General features: G+C 59.6%; 24 protein-coding genes. 14 read left to right on the top strand and 10 right to left on the bottom strand.

Translation table 11 applies throughout. The features are described 5' to 3' along the window. Window positions 1-69: 69 nt before the first annotated feature. Window positions 70-879, top strand: coding sequence for a sugar phosphate isomerase/epimerase family protein (locus OSW16_RS17160; RefSeq protein WP_267817093.1), 810 nt, complete (start codon window positions 70-72; stop codon window positions 877-879). Between the two features lie 69 nt (window positions 880-948). On the opposite strand, the gene OSW16_RS17155 is transcribed toward OSW16_RS17160, so the two are convergent. The 4 genes from OSW16_RS17155 to OSW16_RS17140 form a co-directional block, all read right to left on the bottom strand. After that, complete coding sequence (locus OSW16_RS17155) at window positions 949-1,755, bottom strand: IclR family transcriptional regulator (protein WP_267817091.1); 807 nt, start codon at window positions 1,753-1,755, stop codon at window positions 949-951. A gap of 30 nt (window positions 1,756-1,785) precedes the next feature. Beyond that, on the bottom strand, window positions 1,786-2,784 hold the full coding sequence (locus OSW16_RS17150; RefSeq protein WP_267817089.1) for a Gfo/Idh/MocA family oxidoreductase: 999 nt from the start codon (window positions 2,782-2,784) through the stop codon (window positions 1,786-1,788). A 285-nt stretch (window positions 2,785-3,069) separates the two neighbouring features. After that, entirely contained in the window at window positions 3,070-3,894 is an 825-nt protein-coding gene (locus OSW16_RS17145) for a shikimate dehydrogenase family protein (protein ID WP_267817087.1), read from the bottom strand. A 159-nt stretch (window positions 3,895-4,053) separates the two neighbouring features. Further along, window positions 4,054-5,484, bottom strand: coding sequence for an MFS transporter (locus tag OSW16_RS17140; protein WP_267817085.1), 1,431 nt, complete (start codon window positions 5,482-5,484; stop codon window positions 4,054-4,056). A 430-nt stretch (window positions 5,485-5,914) separates the two neighbouring features. Between OSW16_RS17140 and OSW16_RS17135 the strand changes: the two genes are divergently transcribed. The 10 genes from OSW16_RS17135 to arfB all read left to right on the top strand — a co-directional run bounded on the left by OSW16_RS17135 (window position 5,915) and on the right by arfB (window position 16,787). Further along, window positions 5,915-6,631: an IclR family transcriptional regulator gene (locus tag OSW16_RS17135; protein ID WP_418942017.1), complete on the top strand. Its 717-nt coding sequence runs from the start codon at window positions 5,915-5,917 to the stop codon at window positions 6,629-6,631. 5 nt (window positions 6,632-6,636) lie between these two features. Then, the gene (locus OSW16_RS17130) at window positions 6,637-7,437 is read left to right on the top strand and encodes a 2-keto-4-pentenoate hydratase (RefSeq protein WP_267817082.1); all 801 of its coding nucleotides are present in this window, start codon (window positions 6,637-6,639) and stop codon (window positions 7,435-7,437) included. Window positions 7,438-7,440: 3 nt separating this feature from the next. Next, on the top strand, window positions 7,441-8,334 hold the full coding sequence (locus tag OSW16_RS17125; RefSeq protein ID WP_267817080.1) for a fumarylacetoacetate hydrolase family protein: 894 nt from the start codon (window positions 7,441-7,443) through the stop codon (window positions 8,332-8,334). Window positions 8,335-8,350: 16 nt separating this feature from the next. Continuing rightward, window positions 8,351-9,046 (top strand): hypothetical protein, encoded by a 696-nt coding sequence (locus tag OSW16_RS17120; RefSeq protein WP_267817078.1) that lies wholly within the window; start codon window positions 8,351-8,353, stop codon window positions 9,044-9,046. 189 nt (window positions 9,047-9,235) lie between these two features. Next, window positions 9,236-10,213 (top strand): LysR family transcriptional regulator, encoded by a 978-nt coding sequence (locus OSW16_RS17115; RefSeq protein ID WP_267817076.1) that lies wholly within the window; start codon window positions 9,236-9,238, stop codon window positions 10,211-10,213. Between the two features lie 145 nt (window positions 10,214-10,358). Continuing rightward, the gene (locus tag OSW16_RS17110; protein WP_267817074.1) at window positions 10,359-11,900 is read left to right on the top strand and encodes a UxaA family hydrolase; all 1,542 of its coding nucleotides are present in this window, start codon (window positions 10,359-10,361) and stop codon (window positions 11,898-11,900) included. Window positions 11,901-11,934: 34 nt separating this feature from the next. Next, entirely contained in the window at window positions 11,935-13,515 is a 1,581-nt protein-coding gene (locus tag OSW16_RS17105; protein WP_267817073.1) for an aldehyde dehydrogenase (NADP(+)), read from the top strand. Between the two features lie 49 nt (window positions 13,516-13,564). Further along, complete coding sequence (locus OSW16_RS17100) at window positions 13,565-14,782, top strand: fumarylacetoacetate hydrolase family protein (RefSeq protein WP_267817071.1); 1,218 nt, start codon at window positions 13,565-13,567, stop codon at window positions 14,780-14,782. Window positions 14,783-14,941: 159 nt separating this feature from the next. Then, entirely contained in the window at window positions 14,942-16,216 is a 1,275-nt protein-coding gene (locus OSW16_RS17095; protein WP_267824021.1) for an OprD family porin, read from the top strand. 157 nt (window positions 16,217-16,373) lie between these two features. Continuing rightward, a complete protein-coding gene (gene arfB / locus OSW16_RS17090; protein ID WP_267817069.1) occupies window positions 16,374-16,787 on the top strand; it encodes an alternative ribosome rescue aminoacyl-tRNA hydrolase ArfB in 414 nt (137 codons plus the stop codon). A 158-nt stretch (window positions 16,788-16,945) separates the two neighbouring features. On the opposite strand, the gene OSW16_RS17085 is transcribed toward arfB, so the two are convergent. Next, on the bottom strand, window positions 16,946-17,131 hold the full coding sequence (locus OSW16_RS17085; RefSeq protein WP_241805367.1) for a hypothetical protein: 186 nt from the start codon (window positions 17,129-17,131) through the stop codon (window positions 16,946-16,948). A 319-nt stretch (window positions 17,132-17,450) separates the two neighbouring features. Here OSW16_RS17085 and OSW16_RS17080 point away from each other — a divergent pair, with 319 nt between their 5' ends. Both OSW16_RS17080 and OSW16_RS17075 read left to right on the top strand, forming a co-directional pair. Then, complete coding sequence (locus OSW16_RS17080; protein ID WP_267817067.1) at window positions 17,451-17,711, top strand: hypothetical protein; 261 nt, start codon at window positions 17,451-17,453, stop codon at window positions 17,709-17,711. A 194-nt stretch (window positions 17,712-17,905) separates the two neighbouring features. Continuing rightward, window positions 17,906-18,100, top strand: coding sequence for a hypothetical protein (locus OSW16_RS17075; RefSeq protein WP_196996614.1), 195 nt, complete (start codon window positions 17,906-17,908; stop codon window positions 18,098-18,100). 116 nt (window positions 18,101-18,216) lie between these two features. Here OSW16_RS17075 and OSW16_RS17070 read toward each other — a convergent pair whose 3' ends face one another. Beyond that, window positions 18,217-19,137, bottom strand: a complete 921-nt coding sequence (locus OSW16_RS17070; protein WP_267817063.1) for a LysR family transcriptional regulator — start codon at window positions 19,135-19,137, stop codon at window positions 18,217-18,219. Between the two features lie 100 nt (window positions 19,138-19,237). Here OSW16_RS17070 and OSW16_RS17065 point away from each other — a divergent pair, with 100 nt between their 5' ends. Then, on the top strand, window positions 19,238-19,999 hold the full coding sequence (locus tag OSW16_RS17065) for a sulfite exporter TauE/SafE family protein (RefSeq protein ID WP_241805454.1): 762 nt from the start codon (window positions 19,238-19,240) through the stop codon (window positions 19,997-19,999). Window position 20,000: 1 nt separating this feature from the next. On the opposite strand, the gene OSW16_RS17060 is transcribed toward OSW16_RS17065, so the two are convergent. The 4 genes from OSW16_RS17060 to OSW16_RS17045 all read right to left on the bottom strand — a co-directional run bounded on the left by OSW16_RS17060 (window position 20,001) and on the right by OSW16_RS17045 (window position 24,189). Next, window positions 20,001-21,425, bottom strand: a complete 1,425-nt coding sequence (locus tag OSW16_RS17060; protein ID WP_267817061.1) for a sensor domain-containing diguanylate cyclase — start codon at window positions 21,423-21,425, stop codon at window positions 20,001-20,003. A 125-nt stretch (window positions 21,426-21,550) separates the two neighbouring features. Beyond that, on the bottom strand, window positions 21,551-23,380 hold the full coding sequence (locus OSW16_RS17055) for an SLC13 family permease (protein WP_267817059.1): 1,830 nt from the start codon (window positions 23,378-23,380) through the stop codon (window positions 21,551-21,553). Between the two features lie 191 nt (window positions 23,381-23,571). After that, entirely contained in the window at window positions 23,572-23,958 is a 387-nt protein-coding gene (locus OSW16_RS17050; protein WP_267817057.1) for a glycine zipper domain-containing protein, read from the bottom strand. Window positions 23,959-24,009: 51 nt separating this feature from the next. Continuing rightward, on the bottom strand, window positions 24,010-24,189 hold the full coding sequence (locus tag OSW16_RS17045) for a hypothetical protein (RefSeq protein ID WP_267824019.1): 180 nt from the start codon (window positions 24,187-24,189) through the stop codon (window positions 24,010-24,012). Window positions 24,190-24,254 lie beyond the last annotated feature (65 nt).

Below are 24,254 nucleotides of genomic sequence, written 5' to 3'. Positions count from 1 at the left end.
CCTACAAAATTCACAATATGAATGGCCCGTTTCACTTCGGTGAATCCTCAACTGAAAGGATGTTTCGATATGATCATCAGCACGTTTTCTTATCTGTGGTCATCCACGGCAATCGATGCAATTGCGCAGTTGTCCGAACATGGGCACCGTGTGTTCGAAGTGCCCGTAAGCTCACCACATTGCTGGCCGGTGGAAATGTCGAACGCAGAGCGCTCTGCTGCAAGCGTGCGCCTGCGCCAGTACGACGCGAAGATCAGGTCGCTCAATGCCGGCGGCTATGACCTGAACTTGGCCAGTCCCGCTGCCAATATGCGTCAGAAGAGCATCGAACACATCAAGGCGGTGATTGACTTGGCTGTCGCTTGGGATACTCAAGAAGTGGTGATATCGCCAGGCACCCGGCGCCCGATGATCTCTCCACCGCTTGAGAAAACCTATGACTGGATGTACGAGAGCCTGGCGGTTTTGACACCCCTTGCAAAACAGGCGGGTGTTCGCCTGCTGCTGGAAAACACCCCGTATTGCTTCACGCCTACGATGCGGGAGCTGGCAGAGGTTGTTGGGACTATCAATGATGATGTCGTCAGGGTCGTTTATGACATCGCCAACGCTGCTTATATAGGTGAAGATCCGGTTGCCAGTCTGCTGGCCTATCACAGCGCGATCGACTTTGTGCATGTGTCCGACACCGGCACGGATGTTTGGGGCCATGATCCAGTTGGCACCGGGGTCGTCGACTTCGTCGGACTGGGTGAAGCTGTTAAGGCGACCTGCGGAATTGAAAACTGCGTGCTCGAAATCATCCGCGAAGAAAACGCGCTGTACGAACTGAACAAAGGTGTGCAGGATTTGCGAGAGAAGGGGTGGAATATCCCGTAATTGCGTTTCGATCGCTCGTCATCACGGTAGCCCTGAGGCCCGCAATGGGCCCAGGTGCAGGTTGGAGCGTTAGCGCGCAGGTGGCGAGCATTCACTGCTGACTGAAGTCCACAGCGACCAGCACTCGCCAACCTTGATGGCCGACCGTTTCAAATGTTGGATATGAGCATTCAGGGTTTCTTCTCGCATGCGGGCGATAGGGCCGGCGATGCTGAGGGTTGCCACCGGCGCTGAGTTGCTTGAGCGCGCTGGATCAAATACGGGTACTGCCACAACGCATACACCCACTTCTCCTTCTTCTCTGACTACCGCGTGCCCCTCTTTGCGGATCAGGGCGATGTCATCGAAAATGTCCCGTATCGAAACCCGAGCATTGGGCCCAGCGTACTCTCGGCTGTTCTCGATATCCCAAGTCGCGAGAATACGCATGGCGCGCTCATCGCGCATGGTGGAGAGCCATGCTTTGCCTGCGGCCGTGGTGTGGGGGATGATTTTTTCGTCCAGGGCGCGGCGATATTGAAGACCCCTCGTATTTTTCGTGGCCTGCAGTACCCAGGTCAGATGGTCCTCCGCAACTTCCGCCAAGCGAACATGCTCGCCAGTTTCGCTGGCGAGTTCGTCGAGCAACGGTTGCATTATTCTGGCAAAGCCGGTTTCAGTGATGTAGTTCACGCCCATGCTGGGAATTTTCAGCGTCAGGCAGTAGTGGTCCTGCTCGTCCTGGTAAACGTAGCCTCTTTCCCGCAGTGCGCTCAATATACGGTGAGCCGTGGCCATGGCCACTTGAGTCTGTTCACTGATGTCAGACAGGGCGAGGCCGCCTGGATGGGAGAGGAGCAGTTCCAACGTATTGAAGTAGCGGCCTATGTGTGACAATTTTCTAATCCTTTGTTTCGCGTCAGGGTGTTAGACCTTGATGGGGACCCCACCCAGGCGATCTGACTCATAGGCCGCCTCGATGATACGCATGACGCTGTGCATGTTTGCTAGCCCGGCGCCTGCATAAGCGACATCACGATCAGGCGCCAGGATGTCGGTTACGAAGTTGTCGTAATACACGTCAGAGTTCAAGCTCATGTGCAGGTCACTTGCCTGCCCGCTGGCATCGACCAGGCGCATGCCTTCTGCGCTTGAGCGCGCGTAGAACTGATCCGTTGACATTGAAAATGAATACTCCCTTTGTTCGGGCGTATTGGCGGGATAATTGTACCCCGTTTCGATAGTGCAGATGCAGCCACTCTCGGTCACCAGTGTCATCAACGAGCCGATCTCTACGGCGGTCAGCAGCGGGTCGCGGTACATCACTGCCGATACGCTTCGAATCGCCTCGCCGGTAATTTCCTGAACTAGATCGACGAAATGAGGGGCGAGATTGATCGTGCATCCGCCACCCGAGCGTTTCGGCTCGAGCATCCAGGAGCAACTGTTGGTCAGGTAGCGCCCAGGCGGCCCAGCGTTGAATCGAAACGCCAGCGTTCTCCACTTGGCTTCACGCTGCCTGGCTTCGTGCTGCAGGCGGTTGAGTAACTCGCTGTGCCTCCATATCAACGGCACCGCGACGAACAGGTTATTGGCATCGGTGCGTTTGTGAAGGTCCAGCACTTCGTGCGGGGTTAGTCCGCAGGGCTTTTCCATCGCGAAGGGGACTTTTCGTTCGATCAGTGCCTCACCCATGGCATAAAGCTCATCGTGTGGGCCGAAGGCGAACGCGAAATCAGCTTCCTCATGTTCCAGCAGGGTTTCCCAGTGATCGTAAAGTTGTGCCCCGAAACGTTGGGCGAGAGCAGGCCCCCGCGACCCCGTTGCATCGGACACCGCTGTTACCGTTACATCAGGCAAGCGTTCCAGTGCATCGAGATAGAGTGGGGTGTGCCAATGACTGACTTCCAGGAGAACGACTTTCAAATATCCACCCTTTATTACTAAGTGAGTTTGACAAACTTGTCGACGCTACCGAGGTTGCGGATCACATACGAACAGCACGCAAGCGACACTGCTGGGGTTTTCAGCAGACTAGCACGACACAATTACGAACGGAAGCGAGTTACGTTTTGCTGAGCGGCCAGTGTGCGGAAAGCATGGCGGCCAGCACCATCCATGTGAGCATGCCCAAAGCATGCGCATCGTGGAGGGTTCAGGTTGGCGTGATGAAGAACGCTCGGGCTGGCTGCCAGGGGAGGGAGGAGGGGCCTAAAGCCCCGTCGAGTAACGACGCTCGATGTCTTTGAAACCGAGGAACCCAAGTGCCAGCAAGGCCTGACCCAAATGCATGGGTTGGCCATCGAGGGTTTTGCATCCGCGTGCCTGTGCCGCCAGTAACAGCGCGGTTGGCTCGGCCCGAGTGATGATGTCGACCAATACCGTGGCGGGGGTCAACCGCGCTGCGTCTATTGGCATCGGATCATCGTGGTTCATGCCGAGCGGGGTCGCATTGATAACGATGTCATGACCTGCTGGGTCAGCTGGACCTGCTTGGACCTTGCACGAACCCTGGTTGCCAGCTTTTTGCGCCAGGGCAGCGGCGCGATGCGGGTCCAGATCTGAAATAACCAGTGAGCGGGCGCCTGCAGCGGCCACGGCAAAAGCGATGGCCCGTCCCGAGCCACCTGCTCCGACCAGCAGCACAGATTTCCCAAGCAGAGAAACCCCTTGACGCTGCATGCCCAGTACGCAGCCGAGCCCGTCGAATACAGCGCCCTCCCAGCGACCGTCCCGGTCGCAGCGAACCACATTGATTGCGCCTACCTGGCGCGCGGTAGGGTGAAGGCTGTCCACCACCTCAAGCATGGCTTGCTTGTGCGGCATGGTGACCAGTAGCCCCGCGAGGTTGCGTACAGCGCGCGCGCCTTTGACGAACTCGGCGAGGCCCTGCGTACCGACCTCCAATGGAATGCAGACGGCATCAGTCTGTGCTTCGGCGAATAGCCTGTTCAGCAGCATCGGGGATTTGGCGCTCTTGAGCGGGTCGCCAATCAATCCATAGACGCGTGTATTGCCGGTGATGAGTGGATGCATGTGAACCTACTGTGGTTGGCGAGTGCGCGCCAATTGCCAGCTCGCGGCCAGGTGATGCCGTGCTGGCGGCGCACACGTTCGTCGCCGTGGAACTCAACGTACTGCGCAGAGCAACTGCGCAGCACGTCGAGCATGATGGGCCTGGCTATCAGGCGTGCATCACTGCAGTTGATTGTTAAGCGCCGGATTGGAGGCGTTACTGCTCGCTTTGGGATTGGATTTTTCCTGAAGCAGTTCGTACTCCTGCTTGGACATCGGCACAGCGTTGGGGTCGCCAAGTTCGCTCAGACGAATACGGAAGGTTTCGCGTGTATAGAATGCTGCAATTGCGCAAATTGCACAGATACCAAAAGTCAGACCCCCAATTTTCAGAGGAATGTTTTCGGTGCCAGGCGGGGCAACCGATACGAACAGGGCGGGTAGAAACGCAGTGCATGCCACGCCGATGTTTTGCCCGATGGCCATACCGGTGACGCGCACGCGGGTGCGGAACAACTCTGGGAACATGCTAGGGAAAACACCATTGAAGCCTTGGTACGCCACGCCCCACATGAGAAGGGAGAGAATCAGAGACAGCCAGAGATTGTGAATACTGATCGCATAGAGGTAACCGAACGACAATAGACCGCCGCAGAGCACGCCCACGATCACAGGGGGGCGACGGCCAATTCTGTCAGAGAGTTTGCCGACGAAGGGGATAAGGATTACGGCGCACAAATTGCCCAGCACAGGAATCCACATGAACAGGCCGGAAGGGAAGCCAATACCGTAAGCCGGCTGAACTGCATAGGTGGCGCCGAAAACGGAGGCAAGGATTGCAAGTACTGCAGAGAGTGCCATGCAGATGACGCGCAACACATCCTTCCAGCTCTCGGTGAGCACTTCGATTACTGGCAACTTAGTGGGCTTGTCCTGTGCTCGCGCCTCAGCGAAGACCGGGGCCTCATGTACTTCACGGCGGATGATCCATCCGACGACAAGCACCACAGCGCTCAGCAAGAAGGGAATTCGCCAGCCCCATGACGCAAAGTCATCCGCAGGCATGAATTGGGCCAGCGGCAAGAACACCGCCGCCGCCAGCAGTTGCCCGGCTTGCACGCCTTGCAGCGTAAAACTGGCGAAGTAACCACGGCGCCCGTCAGGTGCATGCTCCATGGTCATGGAGCTTGCGCAGGACACCTCGCCGGCCACTGCGAACCCTTGGATCAGACGCAAGGTAATCAGTATTGCCGGCGCCCACACGCCGATCTGGTCGTAGGTCGGGAGCAAGCCGATGCACATGGTCGAGAAGCCCATCAGGAACATGCAGTAGACCAGTACGGTTTTGCGGCCATGGCGGTCACCCAGGTGCCCCAGCACCACTGCGCCTACAGGCCGGGCGATGTAGCCAACACCGAAGCTGGCCAGTGAAACGATGATTCCGACGGTGGGATTGTCCGTTGGAAAAAACAGCTGCGGGAACAGCAAGGCTGCGGCAGTGGCATAGATGAAAAAGTCGTAGTACTCCAACGCCGAGCCGATCCAGCCGCTAGCAGCGGCCTTCTTTGACTGACGCTTGGAGTGTGGATCGCTCGGGATGCCATGGCTCATGAAGTGTCTCCGGTACCGTGATTTTGTTATTGTAACTCCGTTCCATTTGTAATGTTGTTCCCGGAATTTGCCTTTGTCAAGGGTGCTGGTGGCACCTGCGTGCTTGGCATCGATCCGCGCCGATTTGGGTACTCGGGGCCGATTCGCTGTGCACGGCCAGGCGCAATGGCCGGGTGAGCCCCCCCGCACTTTCAGTACGCCGGGCAGGGGGGAAGTCGCGACGGGGTTGCCACCGGTTAACCGTGATGCGTTGACTTGACGATCACACGATGCTTACTATTGTAACCGTGTTCCAAATAGAACAGCGTGACAATTTTGTTGGCGCTGCTCATAACCAGCTGAGAAGAATTCCATGAGAGTCGTTAAAGGTGCAGTTGATCGCTGCCTTGAGGCTATCGAGCTGCTGGCTCGTGAGGCCCGCTGGATGCGAATGTCAGATATCGCAGGTGAACTGGGGATGGAAAAGGGGCCGGCACACCGTGTGCTTGCGCAGTTGGTGGAACAAGGATGGGCCGAGCAGGACGAGGCGACCTCCCAATACCGCCTGACACTCAAGTTGGCACTGTTGGGGCAGCGTTACCTGAACGGCATCGGGTTGCCGGAGCTTGTTCAGCCGATAATTGAACATGTAGCGTCGTTATCGCATGAGCTGGTACGCCTGACTGTCGTCTGCGAAGGCGGTTTGTCCTGGCTGGCCTCCGCCCAAGGCGCTGCACCTGGTTTGATGTACTCGCCAGCCATGGATCAGCCAATCAATCTGTACACCACTGCAAACGGCAAAGCCTGGCTTGCATCGATGCCAGACGAGCAAGCGGTCGAAATTGCTATCCGCGACGGTCTGGGTAAAGACCAGGGTGTAGGGAAGGGCCCCAAGGCCATCAATACCGTCGAACGTTTGCTTGCCGACTTGGCGGCGACACGATCACGGGGTTATGGGCTTGTTGTAGAAGAGGCCGAGGCCGGCGTGTGGGCGATCGCGGTTCCGGTAAAGATGATTCCTTCTGGCCTTGTAGTCGGGACCATGAGCATCGCCGGCCCGGTATTGCGCATGCATCCAGACCGCTACGACGAATTGCATGCCTTGCTCGAGGATGCTGCGAACAAGCTAGGTACGGTTTGGCCTCGGCAACCCAGTGTGCACGGGTGAATCTCATGGAACTGAGCAGCCAATCAGCTGATGTGCCTGAGTCAATCCTGCTGCAAGCCGCCGCATCCCTGGCGAACGCTCGCCAAACCGGTGATCGCTTGGATGCATTGCCCTTTCATGAGGCGTCGTTGAGCCTGGAGCAAGGCTTTGAGATACAACAGCATGTGGGTGTGTTGGCCGGGAAAAAAGTGGGTGGCTGGAAATGCGCACTGCCCAAACCTGGCAAGTGGATAGTCGCGCCCATCTATACCGATAGCATCGTGAGTTGCGACCAGTACCCTCTGGGCTTCGCAGCTTCCAAGGTGCGAATCGAACCCGAGCTCGCTTGCGTGCTGGGTGCCGGTCTTCCTGCCCGCGCGGCTCCCTACACGGCCGACGACATCACGCGCTCGATCAGTCAGATACACCTTGCACTCGAAGTCATCGACTCGCGGTACACCGATCCGCAGAAGGTTCCGTTCGAGCAGTTGCTGGCTGACGGGTTGTTCAACCATGGGCTAGTGCTGGGGCCACGCGCAATGTCGCTGAGCTCGAACAATTTGCCCACTCACCTTGATGTGACGCTGAGCCATCCGGGGGTAGAGCCTGTGAGCATTGCCGGCACCCACCCGGATCAAGACCCTGTCTCGCCGATCGTCTGGTTAGCAAATTTTCTCTCTGCACATGGCATCGACCTGCAAGCGGGTCAGGTCGTGATCACCGGGTCCTATGCAGGGCTACTCGAAGTTCCCACCCACCAGCCGCTGGACATCCAGTTCGGCGAGGCAGGATCCCTGTCTGTCTTTTTTTCAACGCTTGAGGAGTAACGTATGCGCTTGGTTCGTTTCGGTTTGCCAGGACAAGAACTGCCTGGGATTTTGGATGCTCAAGGACAGGTCAGGGATCTTTCTGGCATCGTGGATGATATCGACGCCGCCGCGCTGTCGCCTTCCAGTCTCGAAAAACTACGTGGCATCGACACGGAGCGCCTGCCACTGGTACCGGCCGGTACACGTCTGGGCCCGTGCGTGGGTAGCGTGCCGAACCTGATCTGTATCGGCCTCAATTACTCAGACCATGCAGCCGAAACCAACACGCCGATTCCGAGCCAGCCCGTTGTGTTCAACAAGCACACGGGGTCGATCAGCGGGGCAAACGACCCTGTGATCCTGCCTGGTGATGCGAAGAAGCTCGACTGGGAAGTCGAACTGGCGATCGTCATCGGTTCACCCGCCTGGCACGTTGAAGAAAGCAAAGCGCTGGATCATATCGCCGGTTACTGCCTGGCGAACGATGTCTCTGAACGCGCCTATCAGCTGGAGTACGAAGGGCAATGGACCAAGGGTAAGAGCAGCTTTTCCTTTGCGCCGCTTGGCCCCTGGCTGGTGACTCGCGATGAAATCGCCGACCCGCAGAACCTCGACCTCTGGTTGGAAGTGAACGGCAAGCGTTATCAGAACGGTAACACGCGGACGATGATTTTCAGCGTGGCTCACATCGTGTCCTACCTCAGCCGTTTCATGCCACTGCTGCCGGGTGACGTGATCATCACCGGCACGCCGCCCGGCGTAGGTCTGGGCCAGAAACCCCACGTGTTTCTCAAGGCCGGGGATGTCATGCGCGTCGGTGGAACGGGCCTGGGTGAGCAGTCCCAGACAGTCGTTCCCTATGTTTCGGAGATGGGCGCAGCCTGGGTTGACGGTCGCTACCCTAACGTTGATTGATCCCGGAGACAACGATATGAGCTTTGCAGGAACAGGTGTAGTTGCAATTTGGCATGATCTTTTGCCCGAGGCGCGCGATGAGTTCTACGAGTGGCATAACCGGGAGCACATGCCAGAGCGCGCGGCGATCCCCGGCTTTCAGCGCGGGCGGCGATACATCGCACTCGATGCTGGGCCTGTCTATTTCAACCTGTACGAGGCCGATACCGTTGACGTGTTAGGGGGGGCAGATTATCTGGCGCGCCTGAATGCGCCGACACCCTGGACGCAGAAAGTCGTGCAGTCTTACCGCAATGTCGCACGATCGATCTGTGACGTGCACTACACCGCCGGGGTGGGAAATGGCGCTTACCTGGTTACCCTCCGCTTCAATGTAAGCGCCGAACGCCACGAAGACGTCCTGCAAGCGTTGCGTGATCGGCTGTTGCCTCCGCTGACGGATGCTCAAGGGATCACGGGGGTTCATCTGTGCACCGCCGATGAAGCCGTGAGCAAGGTTGAGACCGCAGAGAAAAAGGCCCGGTCGGAGGGTACTGAAATCCCATCCTGGATCATCATCATCGAAGGCTGTGCCGCCGATTATGTAGGCCATGCCAGAGAACAATTGGTCGCTGCCGTTGGCAATTTGCTGGACGTGCCTGAAACGCAACTCGCCACGACACTTTATCAACTGGAATATACGCGCTGCAAAACACCTTCGAGCGCGGGATGATAATGGCTGACTTGCAATAATCAGACTGTGTTTCGCGTTTTCCTCACCGGGGCGCGCCTGCCAGCGCAATAGGTATTGCTTAGGGCGCCCTCTCTTTTTTCGGAATGACGTGGGAAACCGTCGGGTCGAGCTCGGTGTACGACTTGCAGGTGGCATTTATACACGTTACCGAATTGGGAGTAGTTGTTGATGCCACCGGATATGACCCATTCCAGTTTTTGCAACGGTATTCGATATAAGCATTTAATGCTGATCGACACGCTTGCACGCACGCGCAATATGCATGCTGCGGCAACACGTATGAGCCTCACGCAGCCTGCCTTGAGCAAGATGCTGCGCGACGTGGAGCAGCAGTTCGGCTTTGCACTGTTCGAGCGGCTGCCGCGGAGCATGTCCCCAACCGAACTCGGCGATCATGTTATTCGGTTCGCTCAAAATGCTTTGGCTGAATCGCAACAGTTTGTCGATCAGGTCAACCGCCTGCGCAATGGCGGTCATGGCTGTTTGCGTGTGGGTGGAATCTTCGCGTCAACTGCGCAGGTGTTGCCGCAAGCAATCGCTGCTATCAAGGCTCGCTACCCGTTGCTGTCGATTGAGGTCATCGAGCAATCAAGCGATCACCTGCTGGCCCTGCTGGAGCAAAAAAAACTCGACATCATGATTGGCCGCTTCACTGATGAGCGCTTCCACGCGTTATTCGATTTCCAGCCTTTAGAGCCCGAACCCTTCAGCCTTGTGGTCAACCATTCACACCCGCTCAATACGCAGGTGAGTATTGACCCTGCGGCCTTGGGTGATTGGCCGTGGGTGCTGTACCCCGTTGGCACGCCGATCCGCGACCGCTTGGAGCAAGCTTTCAAAGTCGTCGGCATCCCTACACCCCCGGACAGTGTCGAAACTGTCTCGATGTCAGTGTTTCTGCAATTGCTGCAGTCTGCGCCGATGATTGCCATGCTGCCGCGCTCAATGATTGCCGCTCAACTTACAAGTGGGCTTCTTAAAGAGTTGCCCTGTTCGCTAACACTGTCGCCACTTGAGTATGGCGTAGTGACGCGTAAGGATGAAACGCTGAGCGCTTCTGCTCGCCTGTTCGTCGACATCCTTATAGAAGGGGCCCGGCGACGGGGCGAACATGTTAAGTGGGGTGATCGATTTTCCTGTGCATAAGACAGATGCGATAACGCTCCGTTATCAAATGATCAAATCATCTCATTGGGAATGTTCAGCAAAAGTTCTTAAGGTGTACGAATAAAGTCCGGTTATCCGGACCACGCCATAACAAGAAGCTCGCCGTGACGCACTGAGAGGTTTTATGCAACTCATCGCTAAAACGGGTGATCTTGCGGTCATTCGCTTGAACCCACTGGACAATGTTCTTATCGCTCGGCAGCCGCTTGCGCAGGGCCAGTATCTGGAAGCCGAAGGCATCACCGTAGGGCAGCCAATTCCGTCAGGCCACAAGGTTGCCACCGAGCGGGTAGAGCATGGCCAGCCGCTGCGCCGTTATGGGCAAATTATCGGTTTTGCCTCGCAGGCTATCAACGCGGGTGATCATGTGCATGTGCACAACGTGCAGATGGGCGAGTTTGACCGCGACTATGCCTTTGGTGTCGATCTGCGCAGCCAGCCAGCCACTGAGGCGACGTTTCAAGGCATTGTGCGAGAGGATGGCCGGGTCGCTACGCGTAACTACATCGGTATTCTGACCTCGGTGAACTGCTCTGCAACTGTCGCGCGTGCAGTGGCCGACTATTTCCGGCGCGATATCCACCCCGAGGCTTTGGCCGATCATCCAAACATTGACGGTGTAGTGGCCCTGACACATGGTTCCGGCTGTGCGGTCGACCCTGGCGGCGAGTCACTGGGGCTGCTGCGCCGCACCTTGGCCGGTTATGCCATACATCCTAATTTTGCCGCCGTGCTGATTATCGGCCTGGGCTGTGAAACCAATCAGATCGAAACACTGCTCGAAACCCATGGCCTTGAGGCCAGTGCGCAGTTGCGTACCTTCACCATCCAGGGGATAGGGGGGACTTCGAAGACCATTGCTGCCGGTATCGAGCAGGTCAAATCATTATTGAACAAAGCGAACCAGGTTCAGCGTGAGCCGGTCAGCGTCCGCCACTTGGTGGTTGGCCTGCAGTGTGGTGGTTCCGATGGTTATTCAGGCATTACTGCCAACCCCGCGCTGGGTAATGCGGTCGACCGTCTGGTGGTCGCAGGTGGTACCGCAATTCTTTCCGAAACCCCCGAAATATACGGGGCAGAGCATCTGCTGACACGGCGCGCAGTCAGCCGCGAGGTCGGCGAGAAGCTGGTCGCGCGTATCCATTGGTGGGAGGCGTACTGCCAGCGGATGAACGCCGAGCTGAACAATAACCCCTCGGCCGGTAACAAAGCCGGTGGCTTGACCACCATCCTGGAAAAGTCTTTGGGCGCAGTCGCTAAAGCCGGCTCCACCAACCTGGTCGACGTCTACGAATACGCACAAGCAGTGCAGGCGCACGGGCTGGTTTTCATGGATACACCAGGCTATGACCCGGTTTCCGCCACCGGCCAGGTGGCAGGGGGGGCGAACTTGATTGCCTTTACCACCGGCCGGGGCTCGGCGTACGGCTGCGCGCCGGCGCCCTCGATCAAGCTGGCGACCAACAATCGTGTCTTCGAGCATCAGGAAGAAGACATGGACGTCAATTGCGGCGGCATTGCCGATGGTTCCACCACCATCGAAGAACGCGGCGCCTACATCTTCGACCACATGTTGCGCATCGCATCAGGCGAGCGCAGCAAAAGCGAACAGCACGGCTATGGGCAAAACGAGTTCGTGCCCTGGCAGATCGGAGCCGTGACCTGATCGCCCTGCATACCAATTTTGAGGCCATAAACCTATGAATGTCAGTGGATACAATTTTATTGCAGGCCAGCGCAGTGGCCAGGGTGACAGCCTGTTGTTCAGCATTGACGCGGGGACCGGCGAGCGCTTACCCGGCGGGTTTCGCCAAGCCACTGTGGATGAAGTAAACGCCGCGGTAGCGGGTGCTGTGTCCGCTTTTGCAACGTACCGAAACCTGGCGGCAAGCCGCCGTGCCGAGTTCCTCGACGCCATTGCCGATGAGCTCGACGCGCTGGGTGAGGACTTCATTACGCTGGTTTCCCAGGAAACCGCATTGCCCGCCGCCCGGATTCAGGGGGAGCGCGGTCGCACCAGTGGCCAGATGCGCCTGTTTGCCCAGGTGTTGCGTCGTGGCGATTTCTACGGTGCTCGCATCGACCAGGCGTTGCCAGGACGTACCCCGCTACCGCGGCCGGATCTGCGTCAATACCGCATTGGCGTGGGGCCGGTGGCGGTGTTCGGCGCCAGCAATTTCCCCTTGGCCTTCTCCACCGCCGGCGGGGACACCGCCGCCGCTTTGGCTGCGGGCTGCCCAGTGGTGTTCAAAGCGCACAGCGGCCATATGGGCACTGCTGAACGGGTCGCGCAAGCGCTGGTCCGGGCAGCCGAACGCACGGGCATGCCAGCAGGTGTGTTCAGCATGATTTTCGGCAGTGGCGTCGGAGAGGCGCTGGTCAAGCATCCGGGCATCCAGGCGGTGGGCTTTACCGGTTCACTCAGGGGGGGGCGCGCGCTGTGTGACATGGCTGCCGCACGGCCGCAGCCGATCCCGGTGTTCGCAGAAATGTCGAGCATCAACCCTGTGCTGGTGCTGCCTCAGGCACTGGCCAATCGCGGCTCATCCATTGCCAAGGAGTTGACTGCGTCCGTTGTGCAGGGTTGTGGGCAGTTTTGCACCAACCCGGGCCTGGTTCTGGGTATCCGCTCGCCGGCGTTCAGCGCGTTCATCAACGACTTGGCCGGGCTCATGGCTGAACAGGTTGCGCAAACGATGCTTAATCCAGGCACGTTGAACAGCTATGGCAAGGGCATCCAGGCATTGCTGGCTCATCCGCGGATCAGCCGGCTCAGCGGCTCAGCGCAACACGGTAATCAGGCGCAACCACACCTCTTCGAGGCGGATGTCAGCCTGCTGTTGGAGCATGACGAACTGCTGCAGGAAGAGGTATTCGGCCCTTGCACCGTGGTTGTCCAAGCCGCTGACGAGCAGGAGCTAGTGCGAGCGATCGAAGCGCTGCAGGGCCAGTTGACGGCCACGTTGCAGGCAGACAGTGAAGACCTGGTCACCTACGGCCACCTCCTTGCCAAGCTTGAGGTCAAAGCGGGTCGCGTCCTGCTCAACGGCTACCCCACCGGCGTAGAGGTTTGCGATGCCATGGTCCATGGAGGTCCTTACCCGGCAACCTCCGATAGCCGTGGCACCTCCGTCGGCAGCTTGGCCATTGACCGATTCCTGCGCCCGGTGTGCTACCAGAACCTGCCGGATGCTTTGCTGCCGGCTGCTCTGCAGAACGCCAACCCACTGGGTATCGAGCGCTTGGTCGACGGTAAGCCCAGCACCGCAGCCTTGAGTTGACGGACGCAAGCCTACGCCTCTTTTCGACGGATACAGTAAGGGTAAACAGATGACCGAACGATTGAATGACGGCGCGCCACGACCATTGCGCCACAGCGCCAGCGTATTTGAAACTGGCAGCTGGGTGGGGCGTGTCTGGCTACCGGAGCAGGGGCCTGCGGTGGTGCTGGTCAAGGCCGGCGCCGTATACGACATCAGCCGCTATGTAGCGACCGTCTCAGCCCTGTTGGAGGAGGCCGACCCGGTGGCCTACCTACGGGGTATACCGCTGGCTGAACCATTGGCCGAACTGGAGCCGTTGCTGGCCAACAGTGATTCGGTTCGCCGTGACCCCCGCCAGCCGTGGCTGCTGGCCCCCATAGACCTGCAAGCGGTCAAGGCTGCAGGCGTGACATTCGCGACCAGCCTGCTGGAGCGTGTTGTGGAAGAACAAGCCAAAGGCGACCCGGCCAAGGCTGATGCGGTGCGGGCCAACCTGGTCAGCCGCATCGGCGCTGATCTGTCGCAGGTCGTACCAGGTTCTGCCCAGGCCGAGGCGCTGCGCAAGGTCTTGACGGAGCAGGGCCTGTGGTCACAGTACCTTGAAGTGGGGATTGGCCCAGATGCTGAAGTGTTCACCAAGGCCCAGCCGCTGTCGGCGGTCGGTCACGGCGCTGAGATCGGCATCCACCCCGGCTCGAGCTGGAACAACCCAGAACCCGAAGTGGTGTTGGCGGTGTCGAGTGAGGGCAGCATCAAAGGCGCCATGCTCGGCAACGACGTCAATCTGCGAGACTTCGAAGGCCGTAGCGCGTTGCTCCTGTCGAAGGCCAAAGACAACAATGCTTCCACCGCGCTGGGGCCTCTGCTGCGCTTGTTCGACGAAACCTTCAGCCTGGACGATGTACGCAACGCTGAAGTCGACCTGAAGGTAGAAGGGGAGGACGGTTTCATTCTCTCTGGGCGCAGTTCCATGCGCCAGATCAGCCGCGACCCGGAGGATTTGGTAAAGCAGACCCTGAACGAAAACCACCAGTATCCCGACGGCCTGGTGCTGTTCCTCGGTACGCTGTTTGCCCCCAAGCAGGACCGTGATCAGCCCGGCAGCGGTTTCACCCACAAGCGGGGCGATGTGGTGACCATCAGCAGCGCGCAACTGGGTTCCCTGTCCAATCGGGTGACCACCAGCGATCTGGCACCGCAGTGGGAGTTCGGCCTGCGCTCATTGATTGACAGCCTCGGCCGTCGTGGACTGCTGGAAGTCGCAACCACCGCGCGGCAGCTGTGATCCACGTGCTGCGCAGGGAGGGCGCAGCACGAAGCCTGCAGCCATGCAGGCTTGCATTATTCAAAGAATAAAGAAGAGGCGCTTATGAAAACTCGTTGAATGCGTATTCAGCGTGAAGGGTTGCGTTCATATCAAATGTCTGTGATGGAAATAATAAAAGTGAAAATCCGCGCATCCGTACAACAATTCAACCATGCAAACGTGTTTTTCGTCGTGCCGCTGCTGAGTGCTGCCATCAGCGCGCAGGCAGCGGCTGAGTCCGGATTTATAGAAGATTCGTCTGCTGGGTTGAGCCTGCGTAATTATTATATCAATCGTAATTATGTCAGTGACTCGGCTGGCCAAAGCAAGGCAGAGGCGTGGAGCCAAGCGTTCATATTGAACTATAAATCCGGCTTCACCCAAGGCCTGGTAGGTTTTGGTGTGGACGCCATGGGGCTCTACGCTGTGAAACTTGACGGTGGCCGTGGCACGCCTGGCACACAGTTGCTTCCCATTCATGACGATGGTCGCGCGGCCGATGATTATGGGCGCCTGGCGATTGCTGGAAAAGCGCGAATCTCGGCTACAGAGTTGAAGGTTGGCGAATGGATGCCGACACTGCCTATCTTGCGTTCAGATGACGGACGATCATTACCGCAGACGTTCAAAGGTGCGCAAGTCACTTCTCGAGAAATCGAGAACCTTACCCTGTATGGCGGCCAGTTCCGTGCCAACAGCCCACGAAATGATGCGAGCATGGAGGATATGTTCCTTGCGCAGAAGCCAGGTGTCACTTCCGATCGCTTCAACTTTGTCGGCGGCGAGTATACGTTCAATGATAAACGGACGATGCTCGGCGGGTGGGGGGCCGAGCTGAAGGATATCTACCGCCAGCAGATGATACAGGTCACACACAGCCAGCCCATTGGTAAATGGACGCTGGGTGCCAACCTTCAATGGTACACGGGCAAGGAAGACGGGCAGGCGCTGGCGGGGAATCTCGACAATCGGACTTGGTCCGGGTTGTTCTCAGCGACGTACGGCGCGAATACCTTCTACATCGGCTTGCAGAAGGTTTCCGGTGCAGATGGCTGGATGAAAGTCAACGGTACGTCGGGTGGCTCATTGGCCAACGACAGCTTCAGCTCCAGCTACGAAAATGCCAACGAGCGCTCCTGGCAGGTGCGCCACGATTACAATTTCGTGGCTGTGGGTATTCCGGGCCTGGTGCTTATGAACCGCTATATCAAAGGTAGCGGTATTCGTGTGGGCGGGGAGTCGGGCGTCAAGGAGTGGGGCCGGGAGACCGAGCTGGCTTATGTGTTCCAGGCTGGCGCGCTCAAGGATTTGAATATCAAATGGCGTAACTCGACGTTGCGTCGGGGTTGGGGCACCAACACAAGCTTCAATGAAAATCGTTTGATCTTCAACTACCCGCTTTCGCTGTTTTGATCCATAGGGATTGGCGGCGGCATGTGCCGGCGGTGATCAGCTACAGGGCTGCATAAACGGGCTGACTGTACCGACCGGCACCTATCCTGTATCCAAGGTCTTCTATGGGGCAGCGGCGAACCCTGCGATAATCGGGGGCACTTGCAAGGGCCTGATCATGCTGACCATCTCCAACAACGTACAGATACCGGATGCCGAAATCGAACTGACCTACATCCGTGCGCAGGGCGCGGGTGGGCAGAATGTCAACAAGGTATCCAGCGCCGTGCACCTGCGCTTTGACATCCCGGCCTCTTCGTTACCCGACTTCTACAAAGAACGGTTGCTGGCGCTGCGTGACAGCCGCATCACCGGCGAGGGGGTGTTGATCATCAAAGGGCAGCAGTACCGCACGCAGGAGCAGAACCGTGCTGACGCACTGGCGCGCCTTGCCGAGTTGATCATCAATGCCGGCAAGACCGAGAAGAAACGCCGTCCCACCAAGCCGACCCTTGGTTCGAAGACCCGTCGCCTGGAAGGCAAAGCCAGGCGGAGCAATGTCAAGGCGGGGCGGGGCAAAGTGGATTTCTAGTGCTGGGGTCTCCAGCACCCGCTGCGCCAAAAACTAGGGGTCGATGGCCACGCGGCCAAAGCTGTCCGCCACCCACTCAAGTATCGAGCGCCGCGCGGGCGGCGCTCGATATCCAGCCCGCACTGGTGACGAGCGAGCATTGGCACACGGACAGTACGCTACTGCAGTGTCACCGGCCTCATCTCCAGGGGCATCCCTGCCAGCGTCGCCTCCATCCCCGCGATTTTACGCGTAAGCCGTTGCGCCTCCTCATCTTTGCCCTGTGCTTTCAGAAGATCCCGCTCTTTGCGTAATGCGAGCAGGCATTTTTGCAGACCCAGGCCAGAAGTATTGAACTGGTCCATGTTTCCCTCATGCTGAAGGCTTCCGTGCCGTTGTAGGAAAAATGGACCCTAGCAGTTCGATATCGCAGCGGAAACTGAGGTTTCATACAGCACATACTCAGCAGCAAGATGCGGCCTACAGCCGAGGGGAAAACTTCCTACAAATTAACGAGGGGCTGTTTCTATTCGTGTAGATCAGACGTGCGGCGGATGCCCGTAATTGCTGAGCCGGCGATGACCAAGCCGTTCAAGTAGGCACGATGGTGTTGGCAGGCTGGCCAGTCTGCGCTGAAACTTAAAGTTGCAATTGTGCGGGGGCGGGCAGGTCGAACTCGCTCTTGTGAACGCCTACGAACCCACTGCCACCTTGGCGATCACGGTCGACCGGGCGCGTATCTGCGTCGCGGTGACCGCGAGCGCATCTGATACGCTTTTTTTCATCCGACCTGACTCTGTATCCATATCAGCTCTGCGCCGACAATGCCTTCATTCCCGCTATCACGTTGAAGAGGTTCTGATGGGCAAGCTCGCGCTGTTTCTGGGTGGTTTTCTGCTGCTGACCCTTTTGGTAGGCCTGCTGGGCACCATCCCCCCCGGCTGACACCGTTCCCTGCGGCCCGGCTATTTTCTCGTGCGGGCCCGCGTCGTGCCGCCACGGCAGTGGTCCTTGGTATACCGTTAGACTGGCGGTAGCTGCAAGTCATTCTCAAGTGATAAGGCCTCGTGTACTCTCCCGCTCGCGTCATAATGAGTCGCGGCAGTGGGCCGGCCTTTTACCTGGGAGTCGATAGATAGATGGAATGCAAGAAGGACCCTTCAGCGCTGCTGGAGTGGCGTAGCCGTTTCCTGGCCGCAGGTATTCTCGAAGAAAACGAATACGACCAGGCGTTGCGCAGTGCCGATGCGCTGGAACAATCTGGCGTGATCAGTGCTGTTGAGTGGATCGAACTGGTCAAGGCGGCGAATGCAGCACTGCTGCGCGTGCGATAAGTCCTTCTTTACGCGGGGAAATCTGTCCACAAAAAACGTGGGTAGGTCTGTGGATAAAATGCTGTAAGCCAAGCCGTTTGCGGCTTCTGTTGAATTGAGCAGATTTTGAACAGATGTCAGCGTGCCTGCCGGCTGCCCCCATTGCCTGCCTCGCGCAGTGCCAGCAGCAGCTCACGGACCCGCGCTGGCAACCCGCCGGCAGGATACACGGCGTGCATTTGCGGGTCTTGGCCGTTACTGGATGTCAGCCGGTAATCAGCGCAAACACGTACCAAACGGCCGGCGCTGACTTGTGCTTCGCCCACCCAGTCGGCCAAGCGGGCAATGCCGGCACCGGCCAGCGTACTGTGATAGACCGCATCGCCTGAGCTCAGTCGCAGCCTTGGATGGGGGCGCAGGCTGGTAATTCGGCCGTCGCGGTAAAAGTGCCAGGCCTTGAGAATGCGCGGGGCGGTATGCAGGATCAGGGAATGGTCAGCCAGATCCTCTGGCCGCTTGGGCATGCCATGGCGCGCCAGATAGTCCGGGCTGGCATACAGATGGCGCTGGTAGCGCCACAGTGGATAACCGATCAGCTCGCTTGATTGTGGAAACGCGCCGCGCACCACGAAATCAAGCTTGCCCAGCAATGGGTCGAGCGCCTCGTCACGGTAGTGCACGTCCAGCGTTACCTGTGGGTGGCGCTGGGAAAACGCCGCCAGCACAGCCGGCAGCACGTGTTCGCCAAGCAGTTGCGGCACGCCGAAGCGGATCCAGCCTTGGGCGCTGCCACTGAGTGCGGCCAATTCATCCGCGGCATCACGTTGCACATCAAGCAAGCGCTCGGCATGGGGGAGTAGTCGCTCGCCGGCATCGGTCAGGGTCACCGCGTTGGCGTTGCGGTTGAGCAACTTGCACCCGGTGTTGTCTTCCAGGGCCTGCACCGCCCGTGTAACGGCGCTGGGCGAGCGGCCCAGGGCGCGTGCAGCGGCGACGAAGCTGCGTTTATGCGCGACGCTGACGAACGCCTGGATTTCGCGCAGCATGTCCAATGCCATGGGTGTCTCCTGGTTGCAGTTTTCGCAATATGGCATTTCAACACAGGCGCGCCGTTTTGATTAGCCTTGCAGTCTGCTTTCACTGCCTGGAACCCGCGCCATCATGGATATCGCCGTACTCTCCCTGTTCGCTTTTGCCGCCGGCCTCATCGATGCTGCGGTCGGAGGTGGTGGGCTCATTCAGATTCCGGCACTGTTCAATGTACTGCCCACGGCGCAACCTGCGGCCTTGCTGGGCAGCAACAAACTGGCATCGGTATGCGGCACGGCGTTCGCGGCGCGCTCGTTCATTCGCAAGGTCACCCTGGACTGGGGGTTGATCGTGCCGGCGGCGCTCAGTGCGTTCATCATGTCGTTTGCAGGGGCCGCCACGGTGTCGCTGGTGCCGCCCAGCGTGATGCGACCAGCCGTGCTGGTGCTGATCGTGCTGATGGCGATCTACACCTTTTGCAAGAAAGATTTCGGCACCTTGCACGCACCGGCAAAGATCGGCCGCAAGGAGCAATGCCTGGCGGTACTGATCGGCGGCGCCATCGGTTTCTACGACGGCCTGTTCGGGCCGGGTACCGGCAGCTTCCTGATCTTCCTGTTCATTCGCTTTTTCGCGTTGGACTTCCTGCACGCTTCGGCATCGGCCAAGGTGGTCAACATCGCCACCAACCTCGCGGCGCTGGTGTTCTTCGTGCCCTCGGGCAATGTGCTGTATGCCATTGCTTTGCCCATGGCCGCATGCAACGTGCTTGGAGCGCTGACCGGGACCTGGCTGGCCGTGCGCAAGGGCGCAGGCTTTGTGCGCGGGCTGTTCCTGGTCTTGCTGTGCGTGCTGATCGCCAAGCTGTCCTGGGACTTGCTGATAGGCTAAGTCAAATCACCTGGCGCTGCGCCTTCGCCACTTCGACACGATTGCGGCCGTAGGCCTTGGCGCGGTACAGCGCCTGGTCCGCACGGGCCAGCAGGTCGTCCAGGTTCGGCGCCGGCTCGTGCCCGGCGCAACCGTCCAGGCCGATACTGACGGTGATCTGCAGGCGCCCGTCGCCCTGTGCCAGGTGCAGGTCCTGGACTGCTCTGCGCAGGCGTTCGGCGGTGAAGCTGGCGCGCTCCGGTGCCAGGCCTGGCAGCAGTACCACAAACTCCTCACCGCCCATGCGCGCCAGCAGCTCGCCACCGTGCAACTGGTCTTGCAGGGTCCGGGCGAACAGGCGAAGCACTTGATCGCCCACGCCGTGGCCGTGGCGGTCGTTGATCGACTTGAAGTGGTCGATATCGAGCATCATCAAGGTCAGCGGTAGCGCCTGTGCATGTTTTTGCCGGCTGTCGAGCAGGGCGTTGGCGCGGCGGCTGAAGGCGCTGCGGGTCAGCGCGCCGGTCAGGTGATCGATGGTGGCCTGATGCGCCAGGCGCGCGAGCAGGCTGCGATTGGTCTGGCTGACACAGGCGACCACCAGTGGCCCAAGTATCAGCATGGCGATGCCCAGGCGAGCCGACATCAGTGTGGTGACCCCAAGCTCGCTTTGCGGCACGCTGAAGTGCATCAGGTTCTGCGCCACCGCGACGATCAGCGTGCTCCCGGCAATCAGGGTCAGCAGCGAAACCAGAAACGGTGAGTAGGTCCATGCACACCACAGCAGTGCCGCGATCGGGAAGGCAATCGCGCCTGGCCCGCCGAAGGCGATGCTGAAGGCCAGCGAGGCCAGCAGCACCAATAGAGGCGCCATGGCTACCGCCTGGGCGCTGCTGCGCACCAGTGCCCGTGTGGAGGGTGCCGTCAGTAGTACCGGCAGGAGCAGCACCGCCGTCGAGAATTGTTCGCTGAACCAGGCCAGCCAGGTGGCGCGCACCGATTGCTCGAACCAGGGTGTAGCCATGGCACAGGCCAGGCTCGCCGCCACTGTGGCACCGGCCGCGCAGGCGCCGAATACACTGAGCACCCCACGCGGGCTGCGCATGCGCCGGTGCAGGCGCGGCAAGCGTGACAGCAGTAGCCACACGGTCACTATGACGCTCAGGTTGCACAGGTTGAGCCACAGCGCTGGCGGCCAGCCGCTGCCGCAGGCCAGGTCGGCGGTGACCATGCCCAGCCAGACCAACGTGAACCCCAGCAGGGTGGCCTGGCGCGGGTAGCGCAAGAGCACGCCGGTCAGTACCGCATTGACGGGCCAGAACAACGACAAGGACTCGATCGGCCGCGCCAGGATACCGCCCAGGGCCAGGGCGAAGGTCAGGCCGAACAGAGCCACATAGGGCAACACGCGCGATTTGGCTGAATAAACCATAGGCTCGACCGACAAGCGGAGACGAAATCCAGGGCAACGGCCTAGGGCACCTGGAGCGATAACGTGTCAGTGTGTTTCCAGCGGCCGCTTCATGTCAATCTGCCGCGATCGCGCAGGATAACGGCCAATAACCTCTCGCTTCATAGACCGTAGAACCACGGCACCATTACCACCGCTACCAGCATCACCAGCACAGTGAAGGGCACACCAACCTTGACGAAGTCGGCGAAGCGGTACTGGCCCGGGCCGAGCACCAGGGTATTCACCGGCGAGGAAACCGGGGTCATGAACGCCGCCGATGCGGCCAGGGCCACGATCATGGCGAACGGATACGGCGACAGGCCGAGCTGGGCCGCGGTGCTGATCGCCACGGGTGCCATCAGTACTGCGGTCGCCGTATTGGAGATGAACAGGCCGATCACCGCTGTGACCATGAACAGGCAGACGAGCATGGCGATCGGCCCGGCGTCGCCCAACAGGCTGACCAGCCCGCCCACTGCCAGGTCGATGCCCCCAGTTTGCTGCAGCGCCTGGGCGAAGGGCAGCATGCCGACGATCAATATCAGGCTTGGCCAGTGAACGGCGCGGTAGGCGCTGTTCATATCGATGCAACGCCCGGCCCCCATCAATAGGCAGCCGATCAACGCGGCGATCACATTGGGTACCACGCCGCTGACCATCAGCCCGACCATCACCGCCAGGCTGATCAGGGCATAGGGTGCGCGGGTACGGGCCGGTGCCACTTGGTCGATTTCGGCAGGCAAGCTCAGTACCAGGAAGTCCTTTGGCTGGCTTTGCAACTGGCGCACCGCCTTCCACGGGCCGACAACCAGCAGCGTGTCGCCCAGGCGCAGGGGCTCTTCTACCAGGCGCTCGTCGATCGCTTTCTGCTCACGGCGCAAGCCCACCACGTTAAGGCCGTAGCGGGTACGAAAGGCGAGGCTCAGGATACTTTTACCGACCAGTTGCGAGCCGGGCGGCAGGGACACTTCGGCCATGCCCAGCTCCTGGGACTGGTCGATGAAATACGCGGCCTTGAAGTGCAACGGTTCCAGCTGCATGGTATGGCACAGGTTGCGCAGGTCGTCGCGATTGGCGAACAGGTCGAGCAGCAGCACATCACCCTGCTGCAGGACGGTGCTCGAATCGGCTGCGATCACCCTGGTGGTGAATTTGTGCTGGCGTTCGATGCCGATCACGTTGGCGCCATGCCGGGTGCGCAGCTCCAACTCCCCGAGGGTATGGCCGATCAGCGGGGAGCGCGGGCGAATACGCAGGCGCCGCTCCCGGCCGTTGAGCTTGTAGTCCAGTACCAGGTCGAGCAGGGTGCGGCGGCTTTCCACTCGGCCGTCCTTGCGTATTTCGCCATTGAGCCAGTGGCGTGTCAGCAGCATGTAGCCGATCCCCAGCACCAGCACCACCAGGCCGAAGGGCGTGAAGCTGAAGAAGCTGAAACCTTGCTCGCCGTGGCGCACCAGCTCGCTGTGCACCACCACGTTGGGCGGTGTGGCCACCAGGCTGAGCATGCCGCTGATCAGGCCTGCAAAGCTCAGCGGCATCATCAGGCGGCTGGGCGAAATCTGCAGACGTGCGGCGATGCTCAACACCACCGGGATAAAGATCGCGACCACGCCAGTCGAACTCATCACCGAGCCCAGCCCGGCCACCGATACCATCAGCAACACCAGCAGGCGTGCCTCGCTATTGCCGGCCCGGTCGCTCATCCATTCGCCGATGCGGTAAGCGATGCCGGTCCGCACCAGCCCTTCGCCGATCACGAACAAGGCTGCGATCAATACCACGTTGGGGTCGCTGAAGCCGGCCAAGGCCTGCTGCACGGTGAGGATGCCCGACAGGGGCAGGGCGAGAATCACCATCAGCGCGACGACGTCCATGCGTGGTCGGTTGATGACGAAGAGCACGATGACGACAGCCAACAGGCCGAGGACCCAGAGCAGTTCCTGGTTCATGGGGCGGGGGTGTTCCTTCACTCAAGGGGGCACGAAAGACAGTAGCATTCAGTGTGGCAGCTTGTGGTGAAGAGGGTGTTGATGAGGGTCAGCGTGGAGGGGGCTGCCTTGTTCAGGCGCTGGAGCTTGCGGGAGCGATGAGGCCCGGAAAGCAGGAGCCGGCAAGCCGGCCCCGCAAAGGCTGTGCTGAATCAGTGACGGTGCCGGCGATGCTTCTTGCCGTTGTTGTCACCCAGGTGGTTGCCAATGGCGCCACCTGCCGCGCCGCCCAGGCCGGCGCCGATGGTCGAGCCGGCCGAGCCGCCGACCTTGCCGCCCAACAGCGAGCCGCCCGCCGAGCCCAGGCCGCCGCCGATGGCGGCTTCGGTGCGATTGCCTTTGCGCGCCGCCACCGCGCTGCCCGCGGCGCCGCCAAGGCCTGCGCCGACTGCTGCACCCGTGCTGCCACCGAGCTGTTGGCCGACGACATTACCCAGGACGCCACCCAGGCCACCGCCAATGGCGGCAGTACCGTCACCGGCGAAAGCGCCTTGGCACAGCATCAGGCCAAGGGCAAGGGAAGGCAAAGTCAGACGCATGATAGGGAGCCTCGGAAATTCATCAGGTTAAGAATGGGGTGCAAAGTGGTGTCAACGGTAGTTGGGGTCACGGTAGCGGCGATCATCATCGTCTCGGTCATGCCGCTGATGGTGACGGTGATCACGGTCGCCGTCGCGCCATCCACCCTCGTCATCGTGGTAGTGATGATGGTGGCAGCCGGCAACCAATAGAAAAGTGGCGATCAGAGAAAAACTTGCAAGGCGGGTCATCACGATATAGGTCCTTGATCCGCTTAGGTTTACGGGGCACATGCTGAGACTGTGATCGATCCGTT

This window comes from Pseudomonas putida (assembly GCF_026625125.1).
Classification (GTDB): Bacteria; Pseudomonadota; Gammaproteobacteria; order Pseudomonadales; family Pseudomonadaceae; genus Aquipseudomonas; species Aquipseudomonas putida_X.
This window is presented reverse-complemented; position numbering and strand designations above follow the sequence as displayed.

What these genes read in the sequence shown, in the direction of transcription:
- OSW16_RS17140 (WP_267817085.1), bottom strand. Translation starts at nt 5,484, where the DNA reads ATGAGCCATGGCATCCCGAGCGATCCACACTCCAAGCGTCAGTCAAAG.
- OSW16_RS17125 (WP_267817080.1), top strand. Translation starts at nt 7,441, where the DNA reads ATGCGCTTGGTTCGTTTCGGTTTGCCAGGACAAGAACTGCCTGGGATT.
- OSW16_RS17145 (WP_267817087.1), bottom strand. Translation starts at nt 3,894, where the DNA reads ATGCATCCACTCATCACCGGCAATACACGCGTCTATGGATTGATTGGC.
- OSW16_RS17160 (WP_267817093.1), top strand. Translation starts at nt 70, where the DNA reads ATGATCATCAGCACGTTTTCTTATCTGTGGTCATCCACGGCAATCGAT.
- OSW16_RS17100 (WP_267817071.1), top strand. Translation starts at nt 13,565, where the DNA reads ATGACCGAACGATTGAATGACGGCGCGCCACGACCATTGCGCCACAGC.
- OSW16_RS17135 (WP_418942017.1), top strand. Translation starts at nt 5,915, where the DNA reads ATGTCAGATATCGCAGGTGAACTGGGGATGGAAAAGGGGCCGGCACAC.
- OSW16_RS17085 (WP_241805367.1), bottom strand. Translation starts at nt 17,131, where the DNA reads ATGGACCAGTTCAATACTTCTGGCCTGGGTCTGCAAAAATGCCTGCTC.
- OSW16_RS17115 (WP_267817076.1), top strand. Translation starts at nt 9,236, where the DNA reads ATGCCACCGGATATGACCCATTCCAGTTTTTGCAACGGTATTCGATAT.
- OSW16_RS17130 (WP_267817082.1), top strand. Translation starts at nt 6,637, where the DNA reads ATGGAACTGAGCAGCCAATCAGCTGATGTGCCTGAGTCAATCCTGCTG.
- OSW16_RS17105 (WP_267817073.1), top strand. Translation starts at nt 11,935, where the DNA reads ATGAATGTCAGTGGATACAATTTTATTGCAGGCCAGCGCAGTGGCCAG.
- OSW16_RS17110 (WP_267817074.1), top strand. Translation starts at nt 10,359, where the DNA reads ATGCAACTCATCGCTAAAACGGGTGATCTTGCGGTCATTCGCTTGAAC.
- OSW16_RS17070 (WP_267817063.1), bottom strand. Translation starts at nt 19,137, where the DNA reads ATGGCATTGGACATGCTGCGCGAAATCCAGGCGTTCGTCAGCGTCGCG.
- OSW16_RS17055 (WP_267817059.1), bottom strand. Translation starts at nt 23,380, where the DNA reads ATGAACCAGGAACTGCTCTGGGTCCTCGGCCTGTTGGCTGTCGTCATC.
- OSW16_RS17075 (WP_196996614.1), top strand. Translation starts at nt 17,906, where the DNA reads ATGGAATGCAAGAAGGACCCTTCAGCGCTGCTGGAGTGGCGTAGCCGT.
- OSW16_RS17050 (WP_267817057.1), bottom strand. Translation starts at nt 23,958, where the DNA reads ATGCGTCTGACTTTGCCTTCCCTTGCCCTTGGCCTGATGCTGTGCCAA.
- arfB (WP_267817069.1), top strand. Translation starts at nt 16,374, where the DNA reads ATGCTGACCATCTCCAACAACGTACAGATACCGGATGCCGAAATCGAA.
- OSW16_RS17120 (WP_267817078.1), top strand. Translation starts at nt 8,351, where the DNA reads ATGAGCTTTGCAGGAACAGGTGTAGTTGCAATTTGGCATGATCTTTTG.
- OSW16_RS17045 (WP_267824019.1), bottom strand. Translation starts at nt 24,189, where the DNA reads ATGACCCGCCTTGCAAGTTTTTCTCTGATCGCCACTTTTCTATTGGTT.